Source organism: Enterobacter cloacae complex sp. HYC003_NIDB, from assembly GCF_056673375.1.
Map to the genome: position 1 here is coordinate 4,121,990 of NZ_CP114220.1, position 14,260 is coordinate 4,136,249.

A 14,260-nucleotide genomic window follows, 5' to 3' on the forward strand; every position below is an offset into this window, starting at 1 on the left:
TGAATCACAGTTAACCAGAAACAAAAATGCCGGAGGCTTTCGCCACCGGCATTTTGAAGATTGAGAGGACATTATTCCACTTCGCGGGCGTCGATTCGCAGCTCTTTCGGCACTTCGAAGACAATGTTCTCTTCACGGCCTTCCAGCGGCACCGCTTCGCCACCGCCCAGCTCTTGCAGGCGGGCAATGACGTTTTGAACCAGGATATCCGGCGCTGAAGCGCCTGCGGTAACACCGACGCAGGCCGCGTTTTTCACCCACGCTTCCTGAATGTCCGTTGCGTCGTCGATCAGGAACGCCGCTTTCCCCATACGCTGCGCCAGTTCGGCCAGTCGGTTGGAGTTAGAGGAGTTTTTCGAGCCGACCACCAGCACCACATCCGCCTGTTCAGCCAGGGCGCGTACGGCTTCCTGACGGTTGGTGGTTGCATAGCAGATATCATCTTTGCGCGGCCCGACGATTTTCGGGAAGCGCTGGCGCAGGGCGTCAATCACGTCTGAGGTGTCGTCTACGGAAAGCGTCGTCTGGGTCATAAACGACAGACGGGCTTCGTTTTTCACGTCCAGCGTAAAGACATCTTCCGGTGATTCGACCAGGTACATGCCCCCTTCCGGGTTGCTGTACTGGCCCATGGTGCCTTCAACTTCCGGGTGACCGGCGTGACCAATCAGAATTGACTCTTCACCACGACGGCTGGCGCGCGCCACTTCCATATGCACTTTTGTCACTAACGGACAGGTGGCATCGAATACGGTCAGATCGCGGCTTTTCGCCTCGTTGCGTACCGCCTGAGAGACGCCGTGCGCGGAGAAGATGAGTATTGCGCCGTCCGGCACTTCGCTGATCTGCTCGATAAAAATCGCACCGCGCTCGCGCAGGCTGTCGACCACGTAACGGTTGTGCACCACTTCGTGACGCACGTAAATCGGCGCGCCGTAAATCTCCAGCGCGTTTTCAACAATGCTGATAGCGCGGTCTACACCGGCGCAGAAGCCGCGCGGGTTAGCCAACAGGATCTGCATTTTACTCCTCCAGTGCCGGATCGATCTCCAGCACTTCGACATCAAAATGAACGGTACGCCCGGCAAGCGGATGGTTGAAATCGACGGTGATAGAATCGCCGTTGATTTCTCGGATCACGCCAGGCATTTCGCTGCCGTCCATAGCGGTAAAGAGCATAATCGCCCCGATTTCTGGTTCACCCGCATCCATAAACTCACGGCGCGAGAAATACTGGATCAGGTCCGGGCTTGGCACGCCAAATGCCGCATCCGGCTCCAGCGAAAACGCTTTTTTCTCGCCCTCTTTCAGACCCAGAAGCTGCTGCTCAAGGCCTTCAGACAGGGAGGTGTCACCCAGACGAAACAGCGCCGGTTTGCCATTGTTGCGGGTGGATTCGGCCGTGGAGCCGTCATCCAGCTTCAGCGTGAAATGAACGAGAACCGCGCTGTTGCTCTGTACGGATTTAGACATGCAAATTGCTCGCTTGTTTTGGGTCACCTGTTGCCCGGTGGCGCTACGCTTACCGGGCCTACGGGGGCCACAAATTCTGTAGGCCGGGATCGCTACGCGTCACCCGGCTGGTTTTGTTACGCCTGCTCTTTCGCGGCCGGTTTAGGCAAGAAGCCTTCCAGCACGATTAACGCCGCACCAACGCATATTGCGCTATCGGCGAGGTTAAAGGTCGCGAAGTGCCAGTCGCCAACGTAGAAGTCGATCATATCGACCACAAAGCCGTGCCACAGGCGGTCAAACAGGTTACCCAGCGCGCCGCCAATGATCAGCGCGTAGGCGATATTATTCAGCTTTTGCGTGGCCTTTGAGCGGTACATCAGCACCGCCAGCACGACGCAGATACCGATAGCGATACCCGCGAAGAACCAGCGCTGCCAGCCACCGCTGTCGGCAAGGAAACTAAACGCCGCACCATAGTTGCGGGCATAGTGCAGGTTAAGCGACGGAAACAGCGGGACCGTATCCCCCAGAGCGAAATTCTGGAGGATCAGGAACTTGCTGCCCAAATCAATAATCAGCACCACCACCACCAGCCACAGCCAGCGCAGTCCTGTTGAACAGAGAGTTTTACTCATCAGGCAAACTTACGTTTTTCGCCGTCACCGGCGACGTTGCTTACACAGCGTCCGCAGATGTCTGCGTGTTCCGCCACCTGACCGACATCAGTGGTGTAATGCCAGCAACGCGGGCATTTTTCACCGTCGGCTTTGCTCAGCGCGACCTTCAGTCCTTTGAGCAGTTCACTCTGCTGAGCATCAGCAGTAGCTTCGGCATAATCCGCAACTTTCGCACCAGAGGTCAACAGGACAAATCGTAATTCATCGCCCAGCGCGGTCAGCTTCGCGGCCAGCTCAGGCTCTGCGTACAGGGTCACCGTCGCTTCCAGAGAGCCACCGACTTTCTTGTCAGCGCGCGCCTGCTCGATAACCTTGTTCACTTCGCCACGCACTTTCAGCAGCTCGTCCCAGTAGGCATCGTTCATTGCTTCAGTGCTGGAGAGGTCGAACAGACCTTCGTACCACTCGCCAGTGAAGACATACTTCTCGCGGTCGCCCGGCAGATAACCCCAGATTTCATCCGCGGTGAAGGACATGATCGGCGCCATCCAGCGTACCAGCGCCTCTGCGATGTGGAACAGCGCAGTCTGGCAGCTACGACGCGCCACGCTGTCCGCTTTCGCGGTGTACTGGCGGTCTTTGATGATGTCGAGGTAGAACGAGCCCATCTCGATGGAGCAGAAGCGCATCAGGCGCTGCACCACTTCGTGGAAGTCGTAAGACTCATAGGCTTTAAGAATATCTTCCTGCGCCGCTTTCGCGCAGCCTACCGCCCAGCGATCGAGCACAACCATCTCTTCCGGCTTCACCATGTCTTTCACCGGATCGAACCCGTTCAGGTTCGCCAGCAGGAAGCGCGCGGTGTTACGAATACGACGATAGCTGTCAGCAGCACGTTTCAGGATCTCATCAGAGACCGCCATTTCGCCGGTGTAGTCGGTAGAGGCCACCCACAGACGCAGAATGTCCGCGCCAAGTTTGTTCATCACGTCCTGCGGAGAAACGGTGTTACCGATAGATTTGGACATCTTACGGCCCTGACCATCCACGGTGAAGCCGTGGGTCAATACCTGGCGGTAAGGTGCTTTACCCTTCATGGCGGTGGAGATCATCAGCGATGACATGAACCAGCCGCGGTGTTGGTCAGACCCTTCCAGATACATATCGGCAGCGTGACCAGCAAACTCCGGACGCACGTCAACCACGGAGGAGTGGGTAGACCCGGAGTCGAACCACACGTCCAGGGTATCCGGCACTTTTTCGTAGTTGTCTGCATCAGCGCCCAGGATGTCGCGGGCGTCGAGATCCCACCACGCCTGAATGCCGTCAACTTCGACGCGCTTCGCCACTTCTTCCATCAGTTCCAGCGTGTTCGGGTGCAGCTCCTGCGTCTCTTTATGTACGAACAGAGACATCGGCACGCCCCAGGTGCGCTGACGGGAGATACACCAGTCAGGACGGTTAGCCACCATGGATTCGATTCGCGCCTGGCCCCAGTCAGGGATCCACTGCACGCCTTTGATCTCTTTCAGAGACTGCGCGCGCAGGCCTTTCTGGTCCATGCTGATAAACCACTGCGGGGTTGCACGGAAGATGATCGGGGTCTTGTGACGCCAGCAGCACGGATAGCTGTGCTGCATTTTCTCAACGTGCAGCAGCGCGCCGCTGGTGCGCAGCATATCAACGATGATGTCGTTAGCTTTAAAGACGTTGATGCCGTCCAGCGCCGGGTACGTGCCTGGCAGGTAAGAGCCGTCCGGACCAACCGGGTTAGCGATTTCCAGACCATATTTCAGGCTGATGTTGTAGTCGTCAGGACCGTGGCCACCGGCGGTATGCACCGCACCGGTACCCGCGTCCAGCGTGACGTGGTCGCCCAGAATCGCCGGAACGTCGAAGTCCAGGAACGGGTGTTTGAAGCGCATCAGTTCCAGCGCGTCGCCTTTTACGGTGCCCAGCACGGTGTAATCGGTGATGTTCGCGCGTTTCAGCACGCTTTCGACCAGGTCTTTCGCCAGGATAACCGCACGGCCATCAATCTGCACCAGCGCATACTCAAACTCGCCAGAGAGGGAGATCGCGCGGTTAGCAGGCAGCGTCCACGGGGTGGTGGTCCAGATCACCAGAGAGATCGGGCCGCTTACGCCAGGCAGACCAAATTTAGCTTTGATCGCATCCTGATCGACCGCTTCGAAGGCCACGTCGATAGAAGGCGAGGTTTTGTCGTAATACTCCACTTCCGCTTCTGCCAGCGCAGAGCGGCAGTCGACGCACCAGTGCACCGGCTTCGCGCCTTTGTGCAGGTGACCGTTGCCGATGATTTTACCCAGCGCTCGGATGATGTTGGCTTCGGTTTTGAAGTCCATGGTCAGGTACGGATGCGACCAGTCACCCAGCACGCCCAGACGGATGAAGTCAGCGCGCTGACCGTCAACCTGGGTGGCAGCGTATTCGCGGCATTTCGCGCGGAATTCTGCGGCGGTGAACTTCTCACCCGGCTTACCGTACTCTTGCTCAACTTTCAGCTCGATCGGCAGACCATGGCAGTCCCAGCCCGGAACGTAAGGCGAGTCATATCCCGCGAGTCCTTTGGACTTCACGATAATGTCTTTCAGAATCTTGTTTACAGAGTGACCAATATGAATGCTGCCATTCGCATATGGAGGGCCATCATGCAGAATGAAGGTTTTTTTGCCTTTTTTGGCTGCACGAATGATGCCGTACAGGTCATCATCGGTCCAACGCGCCAGCATTCCCGGTTCACGCTTGGCGAGATCGCCGCGCATCGGGAACCCTGTTTCCGGCAAATTCAGGGTTGATTTATAGTCACTCATCAGATTCTCGGTTCCGTATTTATCACGTAGGCAGTTAAGCCGGTTCTAAAGCCCAAAAAACTCGCGGGCCGTTAATTCATCTCGCGCGATTTGCGCCTTAAGTTCATCCAGCGAAGCGAATCGCTGTTCATTGCGTATTTTTTTACGCAGTATCACATCTATATGGCGACCATACAGGTCCATTACAACGTCCAGCAGGTGTACTTCTAACTGTTGACGCACACCGGCAACCGTTGGACGTGTGCCAATGTTGGCGACGCCGTAGAAAGGCTTCTCGCCCAGTCCTGCCACTTCCACCGCATAGACCCCTTTAACCGGGGAGACCTGACGACGCAGCGGTATATTCGCCGTCGGGAAACCTATCGTGCGGCCCAGCGCATCGCCATGGACCACGCGACCTGAAATTGTGAACGGGTGACCCAGCAGCGTTTCTGCCGTGTCCAGTTCATCATTCGCCAGCGCCTGACGTACCGCCGTGCTGCTTACGCGCACGCCGCCCTCACAGAAGGTCATCGTGCTGGTGACGTCAAACCCGTACTCCAGGCCAGCCTTCTGTAATAACAAGAAATCGCCCTGACGACCAGCGCCAAAGCGGAAATCATCGCCCACGGCGAGAAACTGCACGCCAAGCTGCCTGACCAACAGGTCGCTGACAAAATTTTGTGCGGTCAGCGCGGCAAAACGACGGTCGAACCGTACGCACAGGACGTAGTCCACCCCTGACTCCGCCAGGTAGCGTAACTTCTCGCGCAGACGCGTCAGCCGCGCGGGGGATTTCTCGCCTGCAAACAGCTCCAGCGGCTGAGGCTCGAAAATCATCACCACGACGGGCAGGCCTCGCGCCTCGCCTTCTTTACGCAATCCCTGCAACAGCGCCTGATGCCCACGATGCACGCCGTCGAAATTACCAATGGTCAGCACGCACCCGTGCGGGGCTTGACTGAGATTATGTATGCCGCGTATCAGCTTCATGACTGGCTCAAAACAGTGAAAATCGCCAAAGTATACCTTGTACAGCGGTTAAGGTTAACCGGCGATTGTTCACGCTAAACAGAAAGCCGTATGATTTCATCACGCTGACCTTTCGCAGCAAAAAAATCTGTCCGCGAACTGCGATTTTTACGCCGAAAAGCTGTATTCACGAACGACAAGCTGGTAGAATCCTGCGCCATCACTACGTAACGTAGCGTCGCCACATTAACGGCGCTTATTTGCACAAATCCATTGACAAAAGAAGGTATAGAGGGCATATTCCTCGGCCTTTGAATTGTCCACATAGATCATATTTGGGAGTTGGACCTTGGCTAATATCAAATCAGCTAAGAAACGTGCCGTTCAGTCTGAAAAGGCTCGTAAGCACAATGCAAGCCGTCGCTCTATGATGCGTACTTTCATCAAGAAAGTATACGCAGCTATCGAAGCTGGCGACAAAGCTGCAGCGCAGAACGCATTTAACGAAATGCAACCAATCGTGGATCGTCAGGCTGCTAAAGGTCTGATCCACAAAAACAAAGCAGCGCGTCATAAAGCAAACCTGACCGCGCAGATCAACAAACTGGCTTAATCGCCACTTGTTGTTGCTTGTTTGAAAGAACCCGCTTAACGCGGGTTTTTTTATGTCTTCAGATTGCCGGCGGCGTAAAAAGCGCCGAATAGTCGCGATTGCAGATTCGCTGCACCGCCGGGTGCTGAATCATCCTTTCGGCGAATATGGCGTGATACTCTTCCATCACGTTATCCACCCTGCCGATCTCGGTTATTTTGTCGTCTGAATAGAGATCGTGCGCGTACAGCGTCGGAGCAACGAAGATAGCGTTATGCGCTTCGCCAAAGGCTTTCATCAGCGCCGCATCGTCGAACTCACCGAGAATTTCTACGTTCAGCCCCTGCGAGTTAAACCAGTTCAGCAGCTTCCGTCCGAGCATGGACCTCCGACCCGGCACCAGCAAGCGGCGCTCTTCCAGGCAGGCAGGAAACGGTTTTTCCGGTGGCGGATTGATGCACCAGAAACTGACGCCGCATTCGCCAATTTTCACCGAGAACAAGCCTTCCTGCTGCGTGGAATCGATAGGGCAATCCGAAATAATCATATCCAGCTTATGCTGGCTCAGCTGTTCCAGCAGCATCTCGTGAGTGGACTCAAAGCAGCGTAAATGGATCTGTTCATCTTCCACCACCGCCGCATCCAGCACGCCACTCACCAGCCGTTTGGACAGCGCATCCGCCACCCCCACGTCAAAAAGCAGGTTAGACTCTTTGCGGTAGTTGACGATATCCAGCATCTCCTGGCTCAGGGTGAACATCTTGTCCGCATAGCGGAATACCAGTTCACCCAGCTCGCTCGGCTCAATGCCACGCCCTTTCCGCTTAAAAAGCTTTCCCTGCAAGCGCTCTTCCAGGGCTTTGATTTGCCCGGTGATAGTCTGTGGCGTCAGGTAGAGCGCCTCTGCGGCACCCACGACCGAGCCCTGCTTGTAGACATGCCAGAAGTAATAGAGATGGTTATAGTTCAAATGAGACATCACGTTTTCACTCCCTGATAGTTTATCGGGAGAAGGCTTCCCTTCTCCCGGTTTCCTGTTATGCCTGGACAGCCTGTCCGGACAATTTCACCTTCAACAAGGTATAACCAATGACTGCGGCCAGTAATGACCCGATGAGAATGCCGAGTTTTGCCCAGACGATAAGCTCAGGCGCGTTTGCGCCAAACGCCAGCGTCGAGATAAAGATCGACATGGTGAATCCAATACCGCACAGCACGCCGACGGCCATAATCTGGCTAAAGGTGGTCCCGTTTGGCAATGACGCCAGCTTCAGCTTCAGCGCCAGCCAGCAGAACAGGCTGATACCCAGCGGCTTACCGATAAACAGACCGGCGATGATACCCAGCGGCAGCACGGAGGTGAGTCCGTCCATGGTAACCCCGGCCAGGGAAACTCCCGCGTTGGCAAACGCAAACAGCGGCAGGATCATAAAGCCCACCCACGGATGAAGCACATGCTCCAGCTGTCTGGCTGGCGATTTGCCGTCCTGCTCCTTCAGCGGAATAAAGAAGCCAACGATGACGCCCGCCAGCGTGGCATGCACGCCAGACTTCAGCACCGCCGTCCACAGCACCATGCCCACCAGAATATAAATACCCGTACGTCGGACGTTGAAGACGTTCAGCAAGGCCAGCACCACAATAGCCACGGCCGCCACGCTCAGCGACAGAACCGACAGATCGCTGGTGTAGAACAGCGCGATAATCACGATAGCGCCCAGATCATCGATAATCGCCAGCGCCATCAGGAAAATTTTCAGTGCTACCGGGACGCGGCTACCGAGCAAGGCTAAGACCCCGAGCGCAAACGCGATATCCGTTGCAGCCGGGATCGCCCAGCCGTCACGCGCAACCGGATCCTGCCACGCAAACGCGAGAAAGAGCAACGCCGGAACGATCATCCCGCCAATCGCCGCGATCACCGGAAACGCCGCGCGCTGACGGCTGGCAAGCGAACCGATCACCAGCTCACGTTTAACCTCCAGACCCACCAGCAGGAAGAACACCGCCATCAGCGCATCGTTGATCCACAGCAGCATGTTCTTGTTAATTTCCAGCGCCCCGACTTTCAGCTCGACGGGCGTTTCCAGAAATGCGTGATAGAGATCGCGCGTCATGCCCATATTGGCGAGCAGCATAGCGGCCGCAGCAGCAATAATCAGGATGACGCCGCCGGATGCCTCACTGCTAAAGAAACGGTGTAGTAATTTCACGTTTAAACTCTCTTTTACAACAATACCTCGGTAAAACCATAATATCAGCGCAAACAGATCGGTAAAAACAGATTAATATTGGGTATATATTCAGTTTAACCGAGGAATAACGCTATAAACAAAAAGCCCGGAATTGCTTCCGGGCTTTAAAGGATAGTAACCAGCTAGCGGGTTAGCGGGTTAAATCGTCGAAGAATTTTTTGACGCCATCGAAGAAGCTTTTGGAGCGCGGACTGTTTTTCTCACCCGTCGGGCCACCAAAACTCTCCTGAAGCTCTTTCAGCAGCTGTTTCTGCTTATCGTTCAGGCCGACCGGCGTTTCCACGACCACGCGGCATAACAGGTCACCCTGCGCGCCACCGCGAACGGATTTAACGCCTTTGCCGCGCATGCGGAACAGCTTCCCGGTCTGGGTTTCGCCGGGGATTTTCAGGTTAACGCGACCGTCCAGCGTCGGCACTTCGATTTCGCCACCCAGCGCCGCCATCGCAAAGTTGATCGGCACTTCACAGTACAGGTTGTTACCTTCACGCTCGAAGATGGCGTGCTGCTTCACCTGAACCTGAACGTACAGATCGCCTGCCGGTGCGCCGTGCTCGCCGGCTTCACCCTCACCTGCCAGACGGATGCGGTCGCCCGTATCCACGCCTGCCGGGATCTTAACGGACAGCGTTTTGGTTTTCTCCACGCGACCGTGACCGTGGCATTTGGTGCACGGATCTTTAATCAGCGTACCGCGACCATGACAGTGCGGACAGGCCTGCTGCACCGCGAAGAAGCCCTGGCGCATCTGCACCTGACCGGAACCGTGACAGGTTGGGCAGGTCTGTGGCTGAGTCCCCGCTTTCGCGCCGCTGCCGTGGCAAACGTCACACTCTTCCAGCGTCGGAATACGGATCTCTTTGGTGACGCCGCGAACCGCTTCTTCAAGCGTCAGCTCCATGTTGTAGCGCAGGTCTGCGCCGCGCGCCGCGCGCTGACGACCACGTCCGCCGCCGAAGATATCGCCAAATACATCACCAAAGATATCGCTGAAATCAGCGCCGCCGCCGAAGCCGCCGCCACCAAATCCACCGCCGCCCATGCCGCCTTGTTCAAAGGCCGCGTGACCGTACTGATCATAGGCCGCACGTTTTTGTGCATCGGTCAGGACTTCGTAGGCTTCTTTAATCTCTTTAAATTTGGCTTCAGCCTCTTTGTCACCCTGATTACGGTCAGGGTGGAATTTCATGGCCAGGCGCTTATACGCCTTTTTGATTTCACGCTCTTCCGCAGTTTTCGGAACGCCTAAAATCTCGTAATAGTCTTGCTTTGCCATTGGTTTTTTTAAGCCCCTTAACATGCGAGCACGGGCGTGGAGAATTCTCCTACGCCCGTGCCGATTACTTACCCTGCATCAGGGCGATTATTTTTTGTCTTTCACTTCTTCGAACTCAGCGTCGACAACATCGTCGTCTTTCGCGTTGTTCTGGGAAGCATCAGCGCCCGCCTGCTGCTGTGCGTGCTGCTGCTGAGCGATTTCCATCAGCTTCTGAGAAACCTGTGCCAGCTCCTGCATCTTCGCTTCGATGTCCGCTTTGTCTTCGCCTTTCAGAGACGTTTCCAGCGCGCTCAGTGCAGTTTCGATCGCAGTTTTGTCTTCCGCTGGCAGTTTATCGCCCGCTTCTTCAACCTGCTTACGGGTGCTGTGCAGCAGATGGTCACCCTGGTTACGGGTCTGAACCAGCTCTTCGAACTTACGGTCGGATTCCGCGTTAGCTTCGGCATCACGAACCATTTTTTCGATTTCCGCTTCGTTCAGGCCAGAAGATGCCTTGATGGTAATCTTCTGCTCTTTACCGCTATTTTTGTCTTTCGCAGACACATGCAGGATACCGTCAGCATCGATGTCGAAGGTGACTTCGATCTGTGGCATGCCGCGTGGTGCCGGGTTAATACCGTCCAGGTTGAACTGACCCAGAGATTTGTTATCCGCCGCGCGCTTACGCTCACCCTGAATCACATGGATGGTTACCGCAGACTGGTTGTCTTCAGCGGTAGAGAACACCTGGCTGTGTTTCGTCGGGATAGTGGTGTTTTTGTTGATGAGCGGAGTCATCACGCCACCCATGGTTTCGATACCCAGAGACAGCGGGGTAACGTCCAGCAGCAGTACGTCTTTTACTTCACCCGTCAGAACACCACCCTGAACCGCAGCACCGATAGCAACCGCTTCGTCCGGGTTCACGTCTTTACGTGGCTCTTTACCAAAGAACTCAGCCACTTTCTTCTGAACCATTGGCATACGAGTCTGACCACCTACCAGGATAACGTCCTGAATGTCAGACACGGACAGGCCAGCGTCCTGCAATGCAACTTTCAGTGGCTCAATAGAACGGTTCACCAGGTCTTCTACCAGGCTTTCCAGTTTCGCACGGGTCACTTTGATGTTCATGTGTTTTGGACCGGTCGCGTCTGCGGTGATGTACGGCAGGTTCACGTCGGTCTGCTGAGCGGAAGACAGCTCGATCTTCGCTTTCTCAGCGGCTTCTTTCAGTCGCTGCATGGCCAGCGGGTCGTTACGCAGGTCAATGCCCTGATCTTTCTTGAACTCGTCAACGAGGTAGTTGATCAGACGGGTATCGAAGTCTTCACCACCCAGGTGGGTATCACCATTGGTTGCCAGAACTTCGAAGGTTTTTTCGCCGTCAACGTCGTCGATTTCGATAATAGAGATATCGAAGGTACCACCACCCAGGTCGTAAACCGCGATAGTACGGTTGCCAACTTCTTTATCCAGACCGTAAGCCAGTGCTGCTGCGGTTGGTTCGTTGATGATACGTTTTACTTCCAGACCTGCGATACGGCCAGCATCTTTGGTTGCCTGACGCTGAGCATCGTTGAAGTAAGCAGGTACGGTGATAACAGCTTCAGTTACCGGTTCACCCAGGTAATCTTCCGCGGTTTTCTTCATTTTCTTCAGCACTTCAGCAGAGATCTGCGGAGGTGCCGTTTTGGTGCCTTTCACATCAAGCCATGCATCGCCGTTATCGGCTGCGATGATTTTGTAAGGCATGATGGAAACGTCACGCTGAACTTCTTCGTCCTGGAAGCGGCGGCCAATCAGGCGTTTGATCGCAAACAGGGTGTTTTGCGGGTTTGTCACGGCCTGACGTTTAGCCGGCTGACCAACCAGAGTTTCACCATCCTGGGTATAAGCAATGATAGAAGGCGTGGTGCGATCGCCCTCGGCGTTCTCCAGCACACGTGCAGTAGTGCCATCCATAATCGCTACACAAGAGTTGGTAGTACCCAGGTCGATACCAATAATTTTACCCATCTAAACGTCTCCACTAAAAATTCAGTCAACATGTGGTTGTGTACCTGTAATAAGGGCAGAACGTGCTTTTTCAACTGCCCAGATTTGATTTTTTTCAGGTCCACACACTGCGGTTGCTTACAAGATGGGGTCACAACGGCATCCATCAAGGGGGAACGATAAAAAATTTTTTAATTTCACCCCGGTGAGATCATAGACGGCGTCGATGCCGCCCATTATGATGCCGCGCCCCGTCAGGTAGAACTGGCGCGGGTTTAACCATTTCACCATATTAATGATGATTTTTTTGAGGACTTATGGGCAACACTAAGTTGGCTAATCCGGCTCCGCTGGGCCTGATGGGTTTTGGCATGACCACCATTCTGCTGAACCTGCACAATATCGGGATGTTCCCGATGGACGGCATTATCCTGGCGATGGGCATTTTTTACGGCGGTATCGCACAGATCTTTGCGGGCCTGCTGGAATATAAGAAAGGCAACACCTTCGGCTTAACCGCCTTTACCTCTTACGGTTCCTTCTGGCTGACTCTGGTCGCAATTCTGCTGATGCCTAAAATGGGCCTGGCAGAGGCGGCAAACGCCCATTTCCTGGGCGTGTACCTGGGACTGTGGGGCGTGTTCACCCTGTTCATGTTCTTCGGTACCCTTAAGGCGAACCGCGCACTGCAATTCGTCTTCCTGAGCCTGACCGTACTGTTCGCTCTGCTGGCCATCGGTCACCTGGCGGATAACGAAGGCATCGTTCACGTTGCCGGCTGGGTAGGTCTGGTTTGCGGCGCAAGCGCAATCTACCTGGCCATGGGTGAAGTGCTGAACGAGCAGTTCGACCGCACCATTCTACCGATTGGTGAAAAACACTGATCCCTCTGTCGTGCCCGCGTCGCGGGCACGACGTCCCTCTGACTGGCGAAGCCACCCCCCCAAAACCAGTCCCATCAGCGATAACGCCAGCACGTACCACGCAGGTGCAAGGGGTGACACCCCCATCAACACCGTCACCACAATCGGGGTCAGCCCACCGAAAATGGCATACGAGACATTATAAGAGAAAGAGATCCCAGTGAAGCGTACCTCCGGCGGGAAGGCGCGGACCATTACGTACGGTACGGCGCCAACGACGCCCACGCACAGCCCGACGACACCGTATAGCAGGAACAGCTGTTCAGGATGGGTGCCCGCAAGATGATAAAATGCCCAGCTCGACGCGGCCAGAAGCAAACTGCCGACAATAAAGGTCGCGCTTGCGCCGAAACGATCCGCCGCCAGCCCGGCGGCCAGACAACCAAAGCAGAGCATAATTGTCGCGATACTGTTCGCCTGTAACGTCACGGCAGGCGCAAAACCGTACTGTTTTTGCAGCCAGACCGGTGACATCAAAATGACCACCACGATCCCCGCAGACAGCAGCCAGGTCAGAAGCATCGATACCACTACCGCTTTTTTATGCCGCACTACTACGGTTTTCACCGGCAGTTCTTGCGCCAGCGCCTTCCGCTGCTGCATTTCCAGAAATATTGGCGTCTCCTGCAACCAGCGTCGCAGGTACATTGCCACCAGCCCAAACGCCCCGCCCAGCAGGAACGGTATACGCCAGCCCCAGTCGTGAACGGCCTGTTGCGTCATGCTGGTATTGATGATGGTTGCAACCACGGAGCCAAGCAGGATCCCGATCGTCAGCCCTGCGGTCAGCGTTCCGCACGCAATGCCGATGCGGCGCACCGGGACGTGCTCAGCGACAAACACCCAGGCGCCCGGCACTTCCCCGCCGATGGCCGCGCCCTGGAGAATACGCATCAGCAGCAGCAATAACGGGGCGATAATGCCCATCGACTCATAGGTAGGCAAAAGCCCAATCGCCAGCGTCGGCACGGCCATAAGCAGGATGCTGAGGGTAAACATCTTCTTGCGCCCGACCAGATCGCCAAAGTGCGCCATGACAATGCCGCCCAGCGGGCGCGCCAGATAGCCGGCAGCGAAAATGCCGAAGGTTTGTACCTGACGCAGCCATTCCGGAATATCCGCCGGGAAAAACAGCGCCCCCACAACGGCGGCGAAGAAGACAAAGATGATGAAGTCGTAAAACTCCAGCGCGCCGCCCAGAGCAGCGAGCGTGAGGGTTTTGTAGTCCTGTCGATTCAGAGGTCGGGTGTTATGTGACATAGCGAACCATTGTGCATGTGTTGTGGATTATTTTTTACAGTAATCGTAAAGAAAAAATTACTATATCGTAAATCCATTTACACGCTACAGCGGCTGGCGCTAATGTCACATTTTAAA

At 55.4% G+C, this 14,260-nt stretch carries 12 protein-coding genes and 1 pseudogene; 2 read left to right on the top strand and 11 right to left on the bottom strand.

What is annotated here, in order from left to right:
• Positions 1-71: 71 nt before the first annotated feature.
• The 6 genes and pseudogenes from ispH to O1722_RS19745 form a co-directional block, all read right to left on the bottom strand.
• Positions 72-1,022, bottom strand: coding sequence for a 4-hydroxy-3-methylbut-2-enyl diphosphate reductase (ispH, locus tag O1722_RS19720; protein ID WP_017383814.1), 951 nt, complete (start codon positions 1,020-1,022; stop codon positions 72-74).
• 1 nt (position 1,023) lies between these two features.
• A complete protein-coding gene (fkpB, locus tag O1722_RS19725; RefSeq protein ID WP_015572634.1) occupies positions 1,024-1,473 on the bottom strand; it encodes an FKBP-type peptidyl-prolyl cis-trans isomerase in 450 nt (149 codons plus the stop codon).
• Positions 1,474-1,589: 116 nt separating this feature from the next.
• Positions 1,590-2,090 carry a signal peptidase II gene (lspA, locus tag O1722_RS19730; RefSeq protein WP_003856452.1) on the bottom strand — a complete coding sequence of 167 codons (501 nt, stop codon included), beginning with the start codon at positions 2,088-2,090 and terminating at the stop codon, positions 1,590-1,592.
• On the bottom strand, positions 2,090-4,906 hold the full coding sequence (ileS, locus tag O1722_RS19735; protein ID WP_033486733.1) for an isoleucine--tRNA ligase: 2,817 nt from the start codon (positions 4,904-4,906) through the stop codon (positions 2,090-2,092). The genes lspA and ileS overlap by 1 nt, the downstream gene beginning before the upstream one ends.
• 45 nt (positions 4,907-4,951) lie before the next feature.
• Positions 4,952-5,878: a bifunctional riboflavin kinase/FAD synthetase gene (gene ribF, locus O1722_RS19740; RefSeq protein ID WP_003856456.1), complete on the bottom strand. Its 927-nt coding sequence runs from the start codon at positions 5,876-5,878 to the stop codon at positions 4,952-4,954.
• A 7-nt stretch (positions 5,879-5,885) separates the two neighbouring features.
• A pseudogene (locus O1722_RS19745) lies at positions 5,886-6,091 on the bottom strand (DUF2575 domain-containing protein); the annotation flags it as partial.
• 115 nt (positions 6,092-6,206) lie between these two features.
• On the opposite strand from O1722_RS19745, the gene rpsT reads away from it, so the two are divergent.
• Positions 6,207-6,470 (top strand): 30S ribosomal protein S20, encoded by a 264-nt coding sequence (gene rpsT / locus O1722_RS19750; RefSeq protein ID WP_003856458.1) that lies wholly within the window; start codon positions 6,207-6,209, stop codon positions 6,468-6,470.
• Between the two features lie 58 nt (positions 6,471-6,528).
• On the opposite strand, the gene nhaR is transcribed toward rpsT, so the two are convergent.
• The 4 genes from nhaR to dnaK all read right to left on the bottom strand — a co-directional run bounded on the left by nhaR (position 6,529) and on the right by dnaK (position 11,981).
• Positions 6,529-7,428, bottom strand: coding sequence for a transcriptional activator NhaR (gene nhaR / locus O1722_RS19755; RefSeq protein WP_003856462.1), 900 nt, complete (start codon positions 7,426-7,428; stop codon positions 6,529-6,531).
• 58 nt (positions 7,429-7,486) lie between these two features.
• Positions 7,487-8,662: a Na+/H+ antiporter NhaA gene (gene nhaA / locus O1722_RS19760; protein ID WP_033486732.1), complete on the bottom strand. Its 1,176-nt coding sequence runs from the start codon at positions 8,660-8,662 to the stop codon at positions 7,487-7,489.
• Between the two features lie 172 nt (positions 8,663-8,834).
• Positions 8,835-9,980 carry a molecular chaperone DnaJ gene (gene dnaJ, locus O1722_RS19765; RefSeq protein WP_014830600.1) on the bottom strand — a complete coding sequence of 382 codons (1,146 nt, stop codon included), beginning with the start codon at positions 9,978-9,980 and terminating at the stop codon, positions 8,835-8,837.
• A gap of 87 nt (positions 9,981-10,067) precedes the next feature.
• The gene (gene dnaK, locus O1722_RS19770) at positions 10,068-11,981 is read right to left on the bottom strand and encodes a molecular chaperone DnaK (protein ID WP_006810169.1); all 1,914 of its coding nucleotides are present in this window, start codon (positions 11,979-11,981) and stop codon (positions 10,068-10,070) included.
• A gap of 296 nt (positions 11,982-12,277) precedes the next feature.
• Between dnaK and satP the strand changes: the two genes are divergently transcribed.
• Positions 12,278-12,844, top strand: coding sequence for an acetate uptake transporter (gene satP / locus O1722_RS19775; RefSeq protein ID WP_003856474.1), 567 nt, complete (start codon positions 12,278-12,280; stop codon positions 12,842-12,844).
• On the opposite strand, the gene O1722_RS19780 is transcribed toward satP, so the two are convergent.
• Positions 12,821-14,143, bottom strand: coding sequence for an MFS transporter (locus tag O1722_RS19780; protein ID WP_033486730.1), 1,323 nt, complete (start codon positions 14,141-14,143; stop codon positions 12,821-12,823). The two genes, satP and O1722_RS19780, sit on opposite strands and share 24 nt — an antisense overlap.
• Between the last annotated feature and the right edge of the window lie 117 nt (positions 14,144-14,260).

Bases quoted from the DNA above. Each gene is read 5' to 3' on its own strand.
- ileS (WP_033486733.1), bottom strand. From the start codon at position 4,906: ATGAGTGACTATAAATCAACCCTGAATTTGCCGGAAACAGGGTTCCCG.
- ribF (WP_003856456.1), bottom strand. From the start codon at position 5,878: ATGAAGCTGATACGCGGCATACATAATCTCAGTCAAGCCCCGCACGGG.
- fkpB (WP_015572634.1), bottom strand. From the start codon at position 1,473: ATGTCTAAATCCGTACAGAGCAACAGCGCGGTTCTCGTTCATTTCACG.
- dnaJ (WP_014830600.1), bottom strand. From the start codon at position 9,980: ATGGCAAAGCAAGACTATTACGAGATTTTAGGCGTTCCGAAAACTGCG.
- satP (WP_003856474.1), top strand. From the start codon at position 12,278: ATGGGCAACACTAAGTTGGCTAATCCGGCTCCGCTGGGCCTGATGGGT.
- lspA (WP_003856452.1), bottom strand. From the start codon at position 2,090: ATGAGTAAAACTCTCTGTTCAACAGGACTGCGCTGGCTGTGGCTGGTG.
- dnaK (WP_006810169.1), bottom strand. From the start codon at position 11,981: ATGGGTAAAATTATTGGTATCGACCTGGGTACTACCAACTCTTGTGTA.
- ispH (WP_017383814.1), bottom strand. From the start codon at position 1,022: ATGCAGATCCTGTTGGCTAACCCGCGCGGCTTCTGCGCCGGTGTAGAC.
- nhaR (WP_003856462.1), bottom strand. From the start codon at position 7,428: ATGTCTCATTTGAACTATAACCATCTCTATTACTTCTGGCATGTCTAC.
- O1722_RS19780 (WP_033486730.1), bottom strand. From the start codon at position 14,143: ATGTCACATAACACCCGACCTCTGAATCGACAGGACTACAAAACCCTC.